We start from the raw sequence: 17,016 nt of genomic DNA, 5'->3' as shown, positions 1-17,016 counted from the left end.
TGCCCTCACACCCGGTGTCGATGGGCCGGGGCGGGGGTAGGCGGTCGGCCATGACCGAGCACGACCGACTGCCGCTGCCCGACTACGACCACCTCCCCGTGGAGGGGCTGGCGTCGCGGATCCGCACGCTCGACGCCACCGGCCTGCAGACGCTGCTGGAGTACGAGCGCGCGCACGCCGACCGGCTGCAGGTGGTGACGATCATGGAGAACCGCCTCACCGCGCTGCGCGAGGGCGCCCAGCCCTCCGGCGGCGACCCCGCAGCCGCGGCCGCCGACGACCCGGTCCACGCCGCGGGCGGGTCGAAGGTGTCCGAGGCGACGACCGGCCCGGTGATCAACCCGCCGTCCCAGGGCGACCCGACCAACCCGGCGCAGCCGCGCAGCACCGGCTGACGCCTCCGCGAGATCTGCACACTGGTGGCCATCGGAGCCCTGATGGCCACCAGTGTGCAGATCTCGCGCGGCGGGTCACCCCCCGCCGAACGCCGCCGCGATGTCGAGGACCGCGGGGCCGAGCAGCACGATGAACAGCGTCGGCAGGATGCACAGGATCAGCGGGAAGATGACCTTCACCGGGATCTGCATGGCCTTCTCCTCGGCCCGCTGCCGGCGCTTGAGCCGCATCTCCGCCGCCTGGGTGCGCAGCACGTCGGCGATCGAGACGCCGTACGCGTCGGCCTGCACCACCGCGCGGATGAAGCGGCGCAGGTCCGGCACCGCCGTCCGCTCGGCCAGCGCCAGGTAGGCCTCGCGGCGGGGCTGGCCGACGGCGATGTCCTGCAGTGTGCGCACCAGCTCCTCGGCGAGCGCGCCGCGGCCGTTGCGCCCGGCCCGCGCCATCGCCGCCTCGAAGCCGAGCCCGGCCTCCACCGCGATGGTCATCTGGTCGAGCGTGTCGGCGAGCTCGAGCGCGATCGCCTGCTGGCGCTCCTGCCCGCGGCTGTACAGCAGCAGCTCGGGGACGACGTAGGCCACGCCGGTCACGACCAGGGCCAGCGCCCCCGTCAGCAGCCCGGGGTCGGCCGTGACCACCAGCAGCCCGAGCGCCCCGGCGACGAGGGCGAGCACCAGCTTGGCCGCGACCAGCCGGGGCACCGGCCACTCGGCCGGGCGCCCCGCGGCGCCGGCCAGCCGGTTGAGCCGGGCCACCGTGCCGGCCGGGGTCAGCGCCGCGGCCAGCCGCGCCAGCAGCCGGGCTCGCGGCCGGCCGCGAGCCACGCCGGGCAGCTCCAGGCCGCGGGTCAGGTTGGCGCGGGCACGGGCGGCGGCGTCCTGCGGGCGGGCCAGCAGCGCCCAGCCCAGCAGCGGGACGGCGAGGGCGACCGCCAGCGCGGCCGCGAGCACGGGAGTCGGCAGCATCAGAACCGGATCGCCACGGTCTTCTTGAGCCACAGCCCGCCGACGGTCAGCAGCACGACGACGGCCGCGATCATCAGGTAGCCGGCCAGGCCCTCGGTGAAGCCGGCCAGGTAGGCGGGGTTGGTCACCGACAGGAAGCCGACGATGCCGAAGGGCAGCGTCATCAGCACGACCGCCGACAGCTTGCCCTCGGCCGACAGCGCCTTGACCTGACGGCGGATGGCGTTGCGCTCCCGGATGGTGTGCCCGACGGTGTCGAGGACCTCGGCCAGGTTGCCGCCGACCTCCCGGTGGATGCCGATGGCCTGGGCGACCCACCGGAAGTCGTCGCTGCCCATCCGCTCGGCCACCTCGTCGAGGGCGTCGCCGAGGTCGCGGCCCACCCGGGTCTCGTTGACGATGCGGGCGAACTCCTCCGCCGTCGGCGCTGCGGCCTCCTGCGACACCGAGTCCACCGCGCGCAGCAGGCTGTGCCCGGCGCGCAGGCTCGACGCCATCAGCTGCAGCGAGTCGTCGAGCTGGTCGGCGAAGGCCGCCTGCCGTCGTCCCCGCCGCAGTCCCAGCACCACCTTGGTGCCCAGCGGCGCCAGCGTCGCCAGCCCCAGCGCGAGCAGCACGCCGCCGACCAGCAGCCCCAGCGCCCCGAGGACGACGGTGGCCAGGCCCACCAGCAGGACGACGTCGGGCAGCGCCGTCGCCACCCCCGCCCGCTCCAGCGCGGCCGTGCCGCGGGCCACCCAGCCCCGCCGGGCCAGTGCCCGCTCCACCGCTGCGCCCGCGACGGCCGACGCGCCGGCCAGCGCGGACGCCGGCGGCGCCCCCGTGGGGTCCAGGCGGGACAGCGGCACCCGTCGCGGCCCGGCCGGGAGGACGACGAGGGCGAGCAGCAGCAGCCCGCCGGTGACCGCGAGCAGCCCGGCGGCCAGCAGCATCAGGACCACCCCCGCCGCGGCTCGACGGTGCCGAACACCCGCGGCGAGACCCGGATGCCCAGCTCGTCGAAGCGGTCGGTGAACCGCGGCCGCACCCCGGTGGGCACCGGCTTGCCGAGGAAGCGGCCCGCGGCGTCGACGCCCGCGGAGTAGTCGAAGAGGAACGCGTCCTGCAGCGTGACCGTCTCCCCCTCCATGCCCTGCACCTCGGTCACGTGGGTGACCCGGCGGGTGCCGTCGCGCAGCCGGGACAGCTGGACGACGACGTCGACGGCCGAGGCGATCTGCTCGCGGATGGCGCGCAGCGGCAGGTCCATGCCGGCCATCAGCACGAGGGTCTCCAGCCGGGCGATCGCGTCACGCGGGGAGTTGGCGTGCACCGTCGACAGCGACCCGTCGTGGCCGGTGTTCATCGCCTGGAGCATGTCGAGGGACTCCCCGCCGCGGCACTCCCCGACCACGATCCGGTCGGGGCGCATCCGCAGCGAGTTGCGCACCAGGTCGCGGATGGTGATCGCGCCCCGGCCCTCGATGTTGGGCGGGCGGGACTCCAGCCGGACCACGTGGTCCTGCTGCAGCTGCAGCTCGACGGCGTCCTCGATGGTGACGATCCGCTCGCCCTCGGGGATGAACGAGGACAGCACGTTGAGCAGCGTCGTCTTCCCGGTGCCGGTGCCGCCGGAGACGATGACGTTGAGCCGGGCCTCCACGCAGGCGCGCAGCAGCTCGGCCATCTCCGGCGACAGCGAGCCGAACGCGATGAGGTCGTCGACGGTGAACGGGTCCTTGGAGAACTTCCGGATGGTCAGCGTCGAGCCGCTGAACGCGAGCGGCGGGATGATCGCGTTGACGCGGGAGCCGTCGGCGAGGCGGGCGTCGACCAGCGGCGAGGACTCGTCGATCCGCCGTCCCACCCGCGAGACGATCCGGTCGATCACCCGGCGCAGGTGCTCCTCGGAGGTGAACCGGGCGGCGGTGCGGACCAGCCGGCCGCCCTGCTCGACGTACACCGCGTCCGGGCCGTTGCACATGATCTCGGTGACGGTCGGGTCGTCGAGCAGCCGCTGCAGCGGGCCGTAGCCGAGCACGTCGTCGGCGAGCTCGGCGGTCAGCCGCGCCCGCTCGTCGGCCGACAGCGGGACCCGCTCCTCCTCGACCACCTCGTCGAGCTCCCCGAGGACGACGGCGCGCAGCTGCTCCTCGGACAGCGACGGGTCGTTCATCCGGTTGCCCATGCGCTCGAACAGCGCCTTGGCGACCCGGTCCTTGAGCCGGGTGAGCGCGTCGGTCGGCGGGACGGGTGGGGTCGAGGCCAGGGCCGGGGTCACCGGCCGGGGCTGGGGCACGACGGACGGCGCGGCGGGGACCTCGGGCGCGGGGGTCCGCCCCTGGGCCGCGGCGAGCCGGGAGGCGAGGTTCACGACGCCGCCCGGAGCGCAGAGGCGGAGGTCACGACGCCGCCCGGTGCCTGGCGCGGTAGCGACCGGGCCGCACGATCGGGGTGGCGGCGAAGCGGGCCACCAGCCGGCGCAGCTCCTTGACCGCCGGGTCTCGCCGGCCGGAGGCCAGGATCGGCACGCCCTGGTTGGTCGTCGGCGGCACCGCGGCCGAGCGCGGCACGACGACGTCCACCCCGGTGCCGATCGCCGTCTCCACGTCGCGGACCGACAGCCCGCCCTTGACGTCGGCGAAGTTCATCACCACGTGCCGGCCGGCCGGGATCATGCACAGCTCGCGCAGCACGTCGAGCTCCTTGCGCAGCCCGCGGACGCCGGGGACGTCCATGCTGCTGAGCATCACCACGTCGGTGGCGCGGTCGAGCGCGGCGAGGGTCTGCTCCGACAACCCGGGCGCGGTGTCGACGACGACGTAGCGGAACTCCCGGGACAACGAGGTCAGCAGCCGGCTGACGTCGGCGGCGCTGACGGTGTCGCCGGCCGCCGGGGAGTCCGCCCCGCACACCGCGTACAGGCCGCTGGGGTGCTGGGTGAGGAAGGTCTTGAGGACCATCGTGTCCTCCACGGCCGCGCCGTGGACCACGTCGGGCAGCGCGTACTCGGGCACCAGGCCGAGCGCGGAGGCCACGTCGCCGAACTGGACGTCGAGGTCGACCAGCACCGTCGACTGCGGCGCGGACGCGGTGAGCCCGATCGCCAGGTTCGAGGCCACCGTCGTCTTGCCCACCCCGCCCTTCGGCGAGGCCACGGTGATGACCCGGCCGGTGTAGCGGGCGGTCTCCTCGACCGGGCGCAGCACCCGCCGCCGTCCGGCCGCGGCGGCGCCGGCGCGCTCGACGGCCTCCCGGATGGTGAGGACGTCGGCGGACGGCGAGAGCAGGTCGCGGATGCCGGAGCGCATCGCCGCCTGCCACATCTGCGGCGAGGCCTCGGCCATGAGCACCACGGTGATCCCGGGGCTCTGCACGTCGAGCCGGGAGGCCAGCGCGAGCACCGCGTCCGGCGCCGCGGCCGGCCCGATCAGCAGGACGTCGGGCAGCTCGCCGTCGACCAGCTGCTCGAACAGCCGCGCCGGGTCGGCGGGCAGCCGGCCGGGCGGCAGCACGTGCACGTCGCCGTCAGTCGCCTCCTTGACGCGCAGGACGAGCTCCTCGTCGGCTGCGCCGAGAACCACGCGACTCATGACCAGTCCTTCTCGTAGACGTTCTCGGGGGTGACGATCTCGGTGCCGGTGGGATCGACGCCCTCCGGCTCGAGGGAGAGCCAGACGGTGCCGTGTTCCATCGCGAAGACGACCGCCTCGGCCGCCTCGGGCCGCAGCCCGAGGGTCACCATCAGGCTGGCCGACGGCGCCGCACCGCCGGCGGCGGTGTCGGTCGTCTGGCCGTCGGGGACGGGGGACGGGGCGCCCTGCACCTGGGTGACGAGGACCCTGCTCAGCAGGACGTGCGTCCTGCCCTCGAGGGAGACGTGGACGCCGACGGTGTCCCCGGCCGCCAGCCGGCCGCCGACCGCGCGCTGCGGTTCGAGCAGGATGCTCACCTCGGACGCGCCGTCCGGCGGGGCCACCGTGCCGGGCACGGTGAGGTCCGCCGGGGCGGCGAAGCGGGCGGCCAGCAGCTGCTCGCCCGGCTGCAGGTCGCTAGTGGCGACCTGCCCGGCGAGCGCGTCGAGGTCGGGAACCCCACCCGGGACGACGGCCTTGACCGGCAGCCGCTCGGTGCGGACCAGGCCGGCCAGGTCCTCCCCCGGCGTCCCCTCGGCGACCGGCTGGTCGACCACGAGGACGTCCACGGTCTCCACCCCGGCGAGGGCACGGGCGTCGGCACCGCGCACGTAGGCCAGCAGGACCACGGCGCCGGTGGCGGCGAGGAGCAGCGCCGCGAGGGCGGCGAGCAGTCGGCGTCTCACGAGGGGCCCCTATCGGACGAGTCGGAGGACCCAGGCGCCCAGCTGCGGCGCGGTCGGGTCGTAGTCGAAGGCCTCGCCGAGGTCGACGAAGCGGGTGAAGTAGCCGGTGACGCACCGGGCGCTGCCGTTGCCCTTGCCACAGGCGTCCTTGTCGGTGCTGAACTGGCCGCCGAGGTGGTAGCCGGTCAACCGGAAGGCGGCGTAGCCGTAGACCCGGTACCAGGCGTTGCTGCCGGTGCCGCCGTACTGGTCGAAGATCGGCAGCAGCACCGTGCGGCCCACCCAGGAGGCGAAGTCGGCGGCCGAGCACTGCGCGGGCGGGGTGTTGCCGGTCGAGGAGTACGAGCGCTCGTCGCGGGCGCTCGTGGCGCGGCACTCGCCGGGGTCGCTGACCAGGTACCCGAAGCCGCCCGGCACGAAGTTGTCCGACGGCCCGGTGCAGTCCTGGATCGTGGCCGAGGACTTGGTCAGGAAGACGGTCCGCTCGGTGGTGCCCGAGGGCAGTCCGCCCCCGGTCTGCTGGGAGAACTCGCACCACGAGAAGGTCAGTGGCAGGACGGCGGTGCCTCCGCTGGGGCCGCCCCAGGCCACCGTGGCGGTGGCCGAGACGACGGTCGCGTCGTGCCCGATCACCGGGGCGAACCAGTGCTCCTGCGGGGTCCGCCCGGAGACGGTGACGCGGTGCGGGTTCGAGGCCAGGACCGGCGGGGCGGCGCTGGCGTCGCCGAGGTTGGCGTCGACCATGCCCTGCGCGGTCGCCCGCATGTCGCCGCAGGCGCCCTTGGCGCAGTCGGCGGCGACCGCGAGCGCCGCCGCGTCGGCCGCGACCTGCAGCCGGGCCCGCTCCGCGTACAGGGCGCCGACGTCGACGGCGATCGCGGTGAACCCGAGGACCGGCACGAGCAGCAGCGCGAGCAGCACCGCCGAGGCGCCGTGCTCGCCGGCCAGCCGGCGGCGTTCGGTAGCCGGGTCCTGCTTCAGCCGTTGCACCGCATGACCCCCGTCCCGGTCAGGTCGATGTCCGCGCCGAAGAAGCCGGTGAGGAACGGCATCGGGTAGGCGATGGTCACCCGCACGTTCGCGGGAGGCGTGCTCGTCGCCGGACAGGCGGCCGGCGTGACGGTGATCTGCGCGTTCGTGATCGCCGGGTCGAGCGTGGGGGCGGCGTCGCGGACGGCGGTGCGCGCCGCGGCCGGGTCGTTCTGCAGCGCCATGACGCGGGCACCCTCGCGGGCGGCGGCGGACAGCGTGCCCTGCACCTGGAACGCGTGCCCGAACTCGGCGATGCCGAGCACCAGCACGAGCAGCAGCGGCACGATCATCGCGAACTCCACGGCACTGGCGCCGTGCTCGTCGCGCAGTCGGGTGCGCACCGGTCCCCCACCTCCTCTCCCGTCGTCGTGGCCGTTGTGCGGCGCGGCGCAGCGGCCCCGGGGGACGGGGCCGCTGCGCCGTGGAGGTGTGCGGGCTTATTCGGTGACGGTGCCGCCGAGGCTGGTGACGATCGACCGGAAGAGCTCGTCGAGGCGACCGCCGAGGGCGATCACGGCGGCGATGATGACGACGGCGATCAGGCCGACCATGAGGCCGTACTCGACGGCGGTCGCACCCTTCTCCTCGCGCTTGAGGCGCTCCTCGACGAACGAGTAGAGGGTGACGATGGTGGCCAGCGGGTTGGTCACGAGGTTCAGCACGGGGACTCCCTGGGGGACGGTGCCGGCCGGTCCGGGTCGGGCGACCCGACGTCGCGGCACTTGCCAGGGGATGTCGTGCCGGCGGCTCGCCGGCTTGAGGTCCGGCCACTCCGTCGGCGGACACCGTCCACCCGCCCGGGTGACCGGGCGCCCGCTGACGTCACCCTCCGTGACCGCCCACGCCTGTCCACGCGGGGCGACGGGTCAGGGCAGCAGCGCGGTCCCGCCGATGACGAGCGCGGCGCCGGCGAGCATGGCCGGGCCGAAGGGCAGCTCACCGCGCAGCCCGATCCGCCGCGTCGCCAGCAGGGACAGGGCGACGGCCGCCTGCACGACGAAGCCGGCGAGCGCGCCCAGGACGACCGCCGCCCAGCCGAGCCAGCCCAGGTAGAGGCCGAGCAGCGCGGCCAGCTTCACGTCCCCCATCCCCAGGCCCCCGGGTGAGACCAGGGCGAGCGCGAGGTAGGCGGCGAACAGGGCCGCGGCGCCCAGCGCCGCCCGCAGCAGCTGGTCCCAGGCGCTGTCGACGAGGGCCGGGAGGAGCAGCAGCACGACCCCGCCGGTGAGCGCGGGCAGCACCACGCGGTTGGGCAGCAGCCGGTGCTGCAGGTCGACCACGGTGAGCAGCACGCCCGCGACGGCGAGGAGCAGGAAGGCCGGCAGCGCCCAGGAGAGCCCGGCGCCCAGCACGGTGAGCGCCGTGAGCAGCCCGGTGCCGACCTCGACCACCGGTGGCCGGACGGCGACGGGGCCGGGCCCGAGGAGCTCCCGGACACCGGCGCCCGGCGGCCACGGGAACCGGCCGGCGGCGCGGTTCACCAGCCGCCCCGCGGCCGCTCCGGAGAGCAGGGCGGCAACGGCGAGGGCGGCGAGCACGGGGCGACGATGACACGGCCGGGCCCCCGCACGCGGGACCGCCACCGGTTCGGGGGACGGCGCGAGCCGCCGCGGCGCCGGGACAGGAGCTCCTCCCCGTCCCGGCGCCGTGGGTGACAGCGGGCTCAGCGCCCCGTGGTCAATTCGAACGAGCTGACCCGGACCGCCGTCGCCGCCGTCGCGCTGCCGGGTCGGTAGGCCGCGATCCCGACCGCACCGGGTGCCTGCAGCGCCGCGGTGGCGTCGGTGCGCACCAGCTGCGGAGCCGCGGGCTCCGCGGTGCCGGACGCCCACACCGTGGCGGCGACGTCGGTGGTGCCGGCGCCGGAGGTCCGCACCCGCACCTCCAGGCGCATCCCGGGCGTGTAGGTCAGGCCCGGGACGACGACCTCGCCGCCCGGCCAGCTCTCCACGCCCGCGGCCAGCCGGGACAGCGTCAGCGACACCCGCCCGTCGGCCAGCACCTTCACCAGCACCCGGTACTCGTTGCCCGCCGAGATTCGCCGCCCGGTGACGTACACGTAGGTGCCGGTACCGGTGGGCATCGAGCTGAGCGCGAACGAGGTGCGCAGGTCGGCAGAGGTCGACGACACCGCTCCCAGGTAGGCGCCGGTGTTGTTGCCGGCGGCCGGCAGCGCGAGCTCCGCCGTCCCGGGCCGCACAGACAGCCGCGTCGCGCCGGCCGAGGCGGTCCACGCGCCGCCGAGGTCCGCGGTGCCCCAGCCGCCGGTCGTCGTCCGGTTGAAGGCGTCGCGGGCCAGCGCACCCGCCGGCGGCGCGCTGACGGTCACCTGCTGCGAGGAGCTGCCGGAGGCGCCGTCGTCGTCGGTCACCGTCAGGGTCACCGTGTACGTGCCCGGTGCCGCGTAGGTGTGCGGCGCGGTGGCACCGGTCGCCGTCCCGCCGTCGCCGAAGGTCCAGGCGTGGGAGGTGACGGAGCCGTCGGTGTCCACCGAGCCGCGGCCGTCGACCGCCACGGTCGTCCCGCTGGTGGCCACGGTGAACGCCGCCGCCGGCGGCCGGTTGGCCGCGGGCGCGGTCACGGTGACCTGGCGCGAGGTGGTGCCGGTGCGGCCGCCGTCGTCGGTGACGGTCAGCGTGACGGTGTAGGTGCCGGCCGCCGCGTAGGTGTGCGAGGCGGTGGCGCCGGAGCCGGCGGCGGTGCCGTCGCCCCAGTTCCAGGAGTGCGCGGCGACCCGGCCACCGGGGTCGGTCGAGCCGCTGCCGTCGACCGACACGGTCAGGTCGATCGGGGCTGCGGTGAACGAGGCGGTCGGCGCGGTGTCGGTCGGCCGGCCGGTCGTGCCCAGGCTGTGGTGGCTGGCGACCCGGTCCGCGGCGAGGACGGTCGGGTAGAGGGCCACCTCGTCGACCAGCCCGGAGACGTACTCGGCGCCGGCCCAGGTGCGGTCGCCGCCGACCCGCCAGTAGCCGAAGTTGTGCTGGCCACGGGTGCCGTCGGCGCGGGACCCGACCAGCGTGCCGTCCACGTACAGCTGCATGCCGGTGCGGCCCATGGTGGCCACGACGTGGTGCCAGCGGCCGTCGTTGTACGCCGCGGGCGAGGTGAGCAGCCGGGTCTCCAGCGGCCAGGCGCCGAAGTTCACCCGCCCGGCGGTGTCCATGTAGACCAGCCGGTCGTGGTGGACGCTGCTGCCGGTCCGCAGGTTGCCGAAGCCGAGGAAGCGGCCGCCGAGCCTCGTCGTGGTGTTGAACCAGAACTCGGCGCTGAAGGTCTGCGGCGCCGCGGTGGGCGTGGTGGTGGCCAGGTAGCCGGTGGTCGTGCCGTTGAGCCGGACGGCGCCGTCGGGGTCACCGGCGACCGCGCCGGGCGCCCGGGTCACTCCGGCGAAGGCCTGCAGGTCGTTGCCGCCGGACCGGTCGAAGCCGGTCGCGCTGGAGCCCTCGCCCAGCGGCCAGTAGGACGTCGCGCCGTCGGCCACGACCGCGCTCGAGTAGGCCCGGGCGGTGCTGCCGGTGGTCGGCACCTGCACCGACACCGTGGGCATCGTGGCGGTGTTCCCGGCCGGGTCGGTGGCGGTGACCCGGTAGGAGTGCGCGCCGGCGGTCAGGCCGGTGTCGGTCCAGCCGAGCATGGGCCGGTCCCACCACTGCGACGGGCGGGTGAGCGTGGCGGCCGGCGTGGTGCCGCCGTCCCGGTACACCCGGTAGGTCAGGTGCTCGTTGTCCAGGTCGCTCGCGGCCCGCCAGGCCACGCGCACCGTGCCGGCACCGAGGACGGCGGCGGTCGGCGTGGACCCGGCGGCGTCCGGCCCCACCCGGTTCGGTGCGATCGACGGCAACGCGTAGCGGACCAGGCCCTGCTGCGCGACGCCGTTGACCGTGGGGAACTCGCCGCCGTAGACGACGTAGCGGCCGTTGCCGCTCACGCTCCAGCCGGCCTGCGCCTGCCCGGTGGCGGTGCCGGCGGCCATGGTGGGGAACCAGGGCAGCACGGACGGTGCCGGCTGCCGCTGCCAGGTCGGGTGGTGCAGGTTGCCGACCGTGCCGGTGACCGCCGTGCTGACCGCCGTCGCCCGCTTCCAGACCCGCTGCGTCTGCTCGGGGAAGCTGCCGATGTTGTCGCAGTCGTGCGCGTGGTGGGCCTGGTAGAGCGCGCCCCCCATCGGGTGGCTGGCGTAGGAGTCGCCCCAGCAGTCGTTGATCCACCGCACCCGGCCGCCGTTGACCTCGGCCGCGAAGGAGCCCTCGAGGTTGCCCGGGCCGAAGAAGTTGTAGGCGGTGCCGTAGACCGTCGTCCCGTCGGTGGACACGCTCCAGATCGCCGAGTTCACGCCCTGGTTGGTGATCTGCTGGTTGATCGCGAAGGGCCGGGTGACGCTGGTGAACGCGTCGATCGCCGCGACGCCGGTCGCCCGGACGCCGTTCATGGTGTCGAAGCGGCCGGAGACGACGAGCTGGGTGTTGCCGTTGGTGAGGACCATCGAGAGGACCTCGTTGGTCAGCGTCCGGTTGCCGTCGGTGTTGCCGGCGGTGCTGCCGTAGCCGGGCACCGGCGCCCAGTTGGTCAGCGAGCCGTCGGCGGCGGTGACGACGGCCAGCCGGGTGCGGCTCACGGCACCGACGGCGGTGACGTTGCCGCCGAAGTAGACGAAGTCGTTGGTCGCGGCGATGGCGCGCACCTGGCCCTGCACGGCGGGCCGCCAGGTGGCGACCAGCTCACCGGCCGGGGTGAGGGCGGCGATGCGGCTGCGGGGCTGCCCGTTGACCTGGGTGAAGTCGCCACCGACGTAGATGCGGGAGCCGTCCGGCGAGGCGGTGACGGTGAGCGCCTGCCCGTTGAGCGACGGCGCGAAGGAGGTGATCAGCGCGCCGGTGCGGATGTCGTAGGCCAGGACGTTGTTGCGGGGCACCTCGCCGACGCCGGGCGCCGCGCCCGCGGGACGCGCAGAGGTGAACCGGCCCGCGACGTAGACGACGTCGCCGACGACGACCTGCGACCACGCCACGCCGTTGATCTGCACGGTGGGCAACGGGTCGGCGGTGACCGTGACCGGCGTGGCCGGGTCGGCCGGGTCGATGGGCGCGGAGTCCGCGAGCGCGCCGGTCGCCGGCAGCACCGCCACTCCGGCGCCGAGCAGGAGCGTGCTGACGAACCCGGCCAGGAGCCTTCTCGCGTGCATGGTTGTTCCCCCGTCGTTCCCCGTGAGCCGGCCTCCCCCGGCCGGTGGGCGAACACTAAGCGTGACGACGAGGGGGTGCCCAGAGGGTCTCACCCCACACGATCCGGTGGTGAGCAGCCTGTTCTCCCGAGAGATCCAGCCTCTTCGTAACTCTTTGTGAGGTTGCGCGGCTCATCGGGACACCCGACCGGGTGGCGGCGCGGGCCCGGCCCGGCACGCGCGAGGGCCCCCGCCGGCCGCGCACTGCGGTCCGGCGGGGGCCCCGAGGGGTGGGCCGGCTCAGCCGGCCGGGCGCACCTCCAGTGCGGCCACCCGGACGGCGACCGGCGCGGTCGCGGTGCCCGAGCTGTAGGCGGCCAGCCCGACCGAGCCGGGCGCCTGCAGCGCCGCGGTGGTGTCGGTGCGGACCAGCTGCGGCGTGGCCGGCTCGCCCGCGCCGTCGGCCCAGACCGACCCCGTCACGCTGGTCGTGCCGGTCCCCGAGACGCGGACCCGCACGTGGAGCTTCGTCCCGGCCGTGTACGTCAGCCCGGGAACGGCGACCTCGCCACCGGGCCAGGCCTCCGTGCCGCCGGCCAGCCGCGAGAGCACCAGCGACACCTGGCCGGCCGAGCCGACCTTGACCGCCACGCGGTACTCGTTGCCCGCCGAGACCCGCCGGCCGGTGACGTACACGTACGTGCCCCCGCCGGTCGGCACCGAGCCGAGCGAGAACGACGTCCGCACGTCGGCCGAGGTCTGCGACACCGACCCCAGGTGGGAGCCGGTGTTGTTCCCCGGTCCCACGGTGAGCGTCGCCGTCCCCGGGGTGACCGACTGGCGGGTCGCGCCGGCCGAGGCCGTCCACGCGCCGCCGACGTCGGCGGTGCCCAGCCCGCCCGAGACCGTGCGCCCGAAGGCGTCGGCCGCGATCACCGCCGGGTCCACCGGGCCCGGCGGCGGGGTGTCGGCGGCGACGGTGACCGTGCGGCTCGTCGTCGCCGTGGCGCCGTCGTCGTCGGTCACGGTGAGCGTCACCGGGTAGGTGCCGGCCGCCGCGTAGGTGTGCGTCGCGGTCACGCCGGTCGCCGTCCCGCCGTCCCCGAAGGTCCAGGCGTACGTGGTCACCGTGCCGTCGGGGTCGGCGGAGCCCGACCCGTCCACGCTCACCGACAGCCCGCCGGCCGTGGCGGTGGCGGCGGCGGTCGGCGCCCGGTTCGGCGCCGGCGGCTCCGTGCCGCCGCTGCCCGGCGCGGTGACCGTGAACCCGGTGACGCGGACGGCGGTCGCCGCGGTCGCGCTGCTCGGCCTGTAGACGGCCAGCCCGACCGAGCCGGACGCCTGCAGCGCCGCGGTGGTGTCGGTGCGGACCAGCTGCGGCGTGGCCGGCTCGGCGGTGCCGTCGGCCCACACGGCCGCGGTGACCTCCGTCGGGCCGGTGCCGGTCACCTGCACGCGGGTGTGCAGCGTCGTGCCGGCGCGGTAGGTCAGCCCGGGGACGACGACCTCGCCGCCCGGCCAGCCCTCCACGCCCCCGGCCACCCGGGACAGCGTCAGCGACACCCGCCCGTCGGCCAGCACCTTCACCAGCACCCGGTACTCGTTGCCCGCGGACACCCGCCGGCCGGAGACGTACACGTACGTCCCCCCGCCGGTCGGCATCGAGCTGAGCGTGAACGAGGTGCGCACGTCGGCGCCGGTCTGGGCGACCTGGCCGAGGTACGCGCCGGTGTTGTTGCCGGCGGCCGGCAGCGACAGGGTCGCCGTCCCCGGGGTGACCGACAGCCGCGTGGCGCCGGCCGAGGCCGTCCACGCGCCGCCGACGTCGGCGGTGCCCAGGCCGCCGGAGACCGTGCGGCCGAAGGCGTCCGAGGCGATCGCCGCGGAGCCGGCCGGCGGCGGCGGCGCGGTGAGGGTCACCTGCTGCGAGGTGCTCGCGGTGGCGCCGTCGTCGTCGGTGACCGTAACCGTGACCCGGTAGGTGCCGGCGGTCGCGTAGGTGTGCGACGCCGTCGTCCCGGTGCCGGTGGCCCCGTCGCCGAAGTCCCACGCCACCGAGCGGACCGTGCCGTCGGGGTCGGTCGACGCCGCGGCGTCGACCGCGACCGTCAGGTCGTCGGGGGTGGCGGTGAAGCGCGCGGTCGGCGCGGCGTTGGGCGCCGGGGCGCCGGTGGCGGTCGCGTGGTGGGCCGTCACCTGCTCGGGGGTGAGCGGCGCCGGGTAGACCGCGACCTCGTCGAGCGAGCCGGCCAGCGACGCGTTTGCCGGGGCGCTGGGCCAGCCGGTCAGCGAGCCGCTGCCGAGGTGCCAGTACCCGGCCAGCCCGGCGTTGGCCGTGGTGAACGTCGGCTCGCTCGCCACGCGGGCGCCGTCGACGTACAGCGTCGCGCCGCCGGTGCCCACGGTGGCGACCACGTGGTGCCACGCGCCGTCGGTCACCGCACCCGGGCTGCGGACGGTCCGGTAGGTCGTCCCCCGCTTGGTGCCGAAGGTGAGCCGCCCGTCGGCGTCGACGTAGAGCGAGCGGTCGACCGTGGTGGCCGCGCCCGCGGGGTTCGTCGCCGCTGCCGTGGGCGAGTCGCTGTACTGGGCGACGAGGCCGCCGGACGTGGTGCGCACCCACGCCTCGACGCTGAACGCGTTGGCGGGGGTCGGGACGGTCGCGGCGCGGGTCGACGCGATGCCCGTCGCCGTCCCGTTCGTGGTCACCGCGGCGTCGCCGCCGACGGCACCCGCGGTGCCCCGGGTGACCCCGGCGCCCGTCGTCAGGTTCGTGGTGCCGGCGTGGTCGAGGGCCGTGGTGCCCGACGGCTCACCGAGCCGCCAGTACTGGTCAGGGGCGTCGGCCAGGACCCGGTTGGCGTAGGCGCTGGGAGCCGACGCGACCGTGACCGTGTTCGACGGCGAGCTGGTAACCGTGTTGCCGAACGGGTCGATGACGACGACCCGGTAGGACGCCGTGGAGCCGGCGGGCCGGGGGTCGGTGAAGGTCAGCTCCGGCAGGTCCCACCAGGAGGAGGTGGCGGTGACGGTGTGGACGGGCGTCGTCCCGCCGTCGCGGAGGACCTGGTAGGTCAGCTCGGCGTTGTCCATGTCCCACGTGGCGGGCCAGGTGACGGTGACCTGGCCGGCCGTGGTCGAGGTGGCGTTGGGCCGCAGCGCGGCCGCCGACGCCTCGGGACCCCGGTCGTTGGGCGCCAGCGCGGAGACGGCGTAGCGGACCAGGCCCTGCTGGGCGACGCCGTTGACCCGCGGGAACTCGCCGCCGAAGACGACGTACTGGCTGTTGCCGCTCACCGACCAGCCGGCCTGCAGCTGGCCGGTCACCTGGCCGGCGGACATGGTCGGGAACCACGGCAGCAGCGTCGGGGCGGGCTGACCGCGCAGGTTGGTGTTGCGCAGCGACGGGTCCGTGGTGGTGCCGGTGGCAGTGGTGGTAACCGCGGTCGCGAACTTGTTCACCCGGGGGTTCTGCTCCGGGAAGCCGGCGATGGGCGCGCACTGGTGGGCGTGGGTGGCGATGTACAGGACGCCGCCCACCGGGAAGCTCGAGTAGGAGTCGCCGTGGCAGCCGTTGACGGCGATGACCGCGCCGCCGTCGGCCCGCGCGGCGAAGGAGCCCTCGAAGTTGCCCGGCCCGAAGTAGTCGTAGCCGGTGCCGTACACCGCGGTGCCGTCGGTGGAGAGGCTGTACACCGCGGAGTTGACGCCCTGGTTGGTGATCAGCTGGTTGATCGCGAAGGGCCGGGTCGCGCCGGTGGCCGCGTCGAGGGCGCCGACACCGGTGGCCTTGGCGCCGTTGAGGGTGTCGAACCGGCCGGAGGCCACCACCTGGCTGCCGCCGCCGGTGACGACCAGGGCCATCACCTCGCTGCTGGTGGCCGTGTTGCCGTCGCGGTTGCCGGCCGCCGAGCCGGGGCCGGGCACGGGTGCCCAGGGCAGCAGGCCACCGTCGGAGGCCCGGACCGCGGCCAGCTGGCTGCGGCTGACGCCACCGAGGGCGGAGAAGTTGCCGCCGAGGTAGACGGTGTCGTTCGTGGCGGCCAGCGCCCGCACCTGCGAGCTGACGCTGGGCGCGAAGGACGACACGAGCGCCCCGGTCGCGGTGTCGTACGCGGCCACGCGGTTGCGGACCTGGCCGTTGGCGCGGGTGAAGTCGCCGCCGACGTAGAGCCGCCGGCCGTCCGGGGACGCCGCGAGGGTCAGCGCCTGGGCGTTGAGGTCGGGGGCGAAGGACGTGATGAGCGCACCGGTGCGGACGTCGTAGGCGAGCAGGTTGTTGCGCACCGTCTCCTGGGTGCCGGCCGCGGCGCCCGCCGGGCGGGCGGTGGTGAACCGCCCGGCTGCGTAGACGGTGTTGCCGACGACGACCTGAGACCAGACGACGCCGTTCACCTGCACCGTGGGCAGCGCGTCGGCGGCGACGGTGGCCGGCTCACCGGGAGGGACCGGGCGGGTGTCGGCGGCCGCGGTGCCGGGGACGGCGAGACCGAGCAGCGCGAGGCCGGCGGTCAGCAGGCCGGCGACGGCCGTCGACCCTGCCTTCCGCCGGCGTCGGCGCCGGTCGTGCGGCGGCACGGGAACTGAGGACATGCGGGGTCTCCGGGAGCTCGTGGGCACGGACGGCCGTCCCGTAGGTGTCTCGCACGAGCTAGATCCCCCGACCGGTGACTGGCGGGTGTAACCGACCACGCAGCGTGATCACGGGTCAAGGCGTCCACACGCACAGGAGCCGTGGTCCACCTGATCGTGTGCACGCGAGGGTCGGCCGCGCCCCCGTCAGCGCGCCGCGGCGGCCGTGGGGGCTGGACGAGATCGAGGGCGTCACCAGCCACGAGTACGCGCCCGGCTCCCATCGGCCGGCGACGGCCCGGCTTCTGTCGGATCGACCGGCGACGGGTCAGTAGGGCGGGGGTTCGGTGACCGCGGTCAGCCCGCTGGGGGTGGAGACGGTCAGGGTGCCGTCCGGGGCCATGGCGTAGGTCCAGCCCGGCGCCTGGTGCTTGCCGCGGTGGTCGGCCGTGCAGAAGCCGGCCAGGTTGGCCGCGGCGCTCTCAAGTTCGAGTGGCCGACAACGCAAGGGGAAAGCGCAGGTCAGGAAGCTGACAACGTACCGATGGAGGACACCGGCGCTCTGGTATCAGAAGAGCGCCAACCGAACG

The 17,016-nt window shown here is 75.3% G+C and carries 13 protein-coding genes; 1 reads left to right on the top strand and 12 read right to left on the bottom strand.

All coding sequences use genetic code 11. From position 1 onward, the window contains the following. Nucleotides 1-50: 50 nt before the first annotated feature. Nucleotides 51-395, top strand: coding sequence for a DUF8129 domain-containing protein (locus tag BLW63_RS10360; RefSeq protein ID WP_091155006.1), 345 nt, complete (start codon nt 51-53; stop codon nt 393-395). A gap of 75 nt (nt 396-470) precedes the next feature. Here BLW63_RS10360 and BLW63_RS10355 read toward each other — a convergent pair whose 3' ends face one another. The 12 genes from BLW63_RS10355 to BLW63_RS10300 form a co-directional block, all read right to left on the bottom strand. Then, complete coding sequence (locus BLW63_RS10355; protein WP_091155003.1) at nt 471-1,361, bottom strand: type II secretion system F family protein; 891 nt, start codon at nt 1,359-1,361, stop codon at nt 471-473. Beyond that, complete coding sequence (locus BLW63_RS10350) at nt 1,361-2,293, bottom strand: type II secretion system F family protein (RefSeq protein ID WP_091156108.1); 933 nt, start codon at nt 2,291-2,293, stop codon at nt 1,361-1,363. Before BLW63_RS10350 ends, BLW63_RS10355 begins: the two co-directional genes overlap by 1 nt. Beyond that, nucleotides 2,293-3,714 carry a TadA family conjugal transfer-associated ATPase gene (locus BLW63_RS10345; protein WP_091154999.1) on the bottom strand — a complete coding sequence of 474 codons (1,422 nt, stop codon included), beginning with the start codon at nt 3,712-3,714 and terminating at the stop codon, nt 2,293-2,295. The genes BLW63_RS10350 and BLW63_RS10345 overlap by 1 nt, the downstream gene beginning before the upstream one ends. 28 nt (nt 3,715-3,742) lie before the next feature. Then, nucleotides 3,743-4,933 carry a CpaE/TadZ family protein gene (locus BLW63_RS10340; RefSeq protein WP_091154995.1) on the bottom strand — a complete coding sequence of 397 codons (1,191 nt, stop codon included), beginning with the start codon at nt 4,931-4,933 and terminating at the stop codon, nt 3,743-3,745. Then, nucleotides 4,930-5,661: a Flp pilus assembly protein CpaB gene (gene cpaB, locus BLW63_RS10335; RefSeq protein WP_091154990.1), complete on the bottom strand. Its 732-nt coding sequence runs from the start codon at nt 5,659-5,661 to the stop codon at nt 4,930-4,932. The genes BLW63_RS10340 and cpaB overlap by 4 nt, the downstream gene beginning before the upstream one ends. A 9-nt stretch (nt 5,662-5,670) precedes the next feature. Further along, nucleotides 5,671-6,651 carry a pilus assembly protein TadG-related protein gene (locus BLW63_RS10330; RefSeq protein WP_244522491.1) on the bottom strand — a complete coding sequence of 327 codons (981 nt, stop codon included), beginning with the start codon at nt 6,649-6,651 and terminating at the stop codon, nt 5,671-5,673. Then, the gene (locus BLW63_RS10325; protein WP_091154987.1) at nt 6,639-7,034 is read right to left on the bottom strand and encodes a TadE/TadG family type IV pilus assembly protein; all 396 of its coding nucleotides are present in this window, start codon (nt 7,032-7,034) and stop codon (nt 6,639-6,641) included. The genes BLW63_RS10330 and BLW63_RS10325 overlap by 13 nt, the downstream gene beginning before the upstream one ends. Before the next feature lie 96 nt (nt 7,035-7,130). Beyond that, nucleotides 7,131-7,355: a Flp family type IVb pilin gene (locus tag BLW63_RS10320; RefSeq protein ID WP_091154984.1), complete on the bottom strand. Its 225-nt coding sequence runs from the start codon at nt 7,353-7,355 to the stop codon at nt 7,131-7,133. 204 nt (nt 7,356-7,559) lie between these two features. Continuing rightward, the gene (locus tag BLW63_RS10315) at nt 7,560-8,231 is read right to left on the bottom strand and encodes a prepilin peptidase (RefSeq protein WP_091154980.1); all 672 of its coding nucleotides are present in this window, start codon (nt 8,229-8,231) and stop codon (nt 7,560-7,562) included. Nucleotides 8,232-8,356: 125 nt separating this feature from the next. After that, nucleotides 8,357-11,875, bottom strand: a complete 3,519-nt coding sequence (locus BLW63_RS10310; protein ID WP_091154975.1) for a PKD domain-containing protein — start codon at nt 11,873-11,875, stop codon at nt 8,357-8,359. A 279-nt stretch (nt 11,876-12,154) separates the two neighbouring features. Further along, nucleotides 12,155-16,447: a PKD domain-containing protein gene (locus BLW63_RS10305; RefSeq protein ID WP_091154972.1), complete on the bottom strand. Its 4,293-nt coding sequence runs from the start codon at nt 16,445-16,447 to the stop codon at nt 12,155-12,157. 307 nt (nt 16,448-16,754) lie between these two features. Next, entirely contained in the window at nt 16,755-16,934 is a 180-nt protein-coding gene (locus BLW63_RS10300; protein WP_091154969.1) for a hypothetical protein, read from the bottom strand. Between the last annotated feature and the right edge of the window lie 82 nt (nt 16,935-17,016).

This window comes from Geodermatophilus africanus (assembly GCF_900107105.1).
In the GTDB taxonomy this organism is placed as follows: domain Bacteria; phylum Actinomycetota; class Actinomycetes; order Mycobacteriales; family Geodermatophilaceae; genus Geodermatophilus; species Geodermatophilus africanus.
This window is presented reverse-complemented; position numbering and strand designations above follow the sequence as displayed.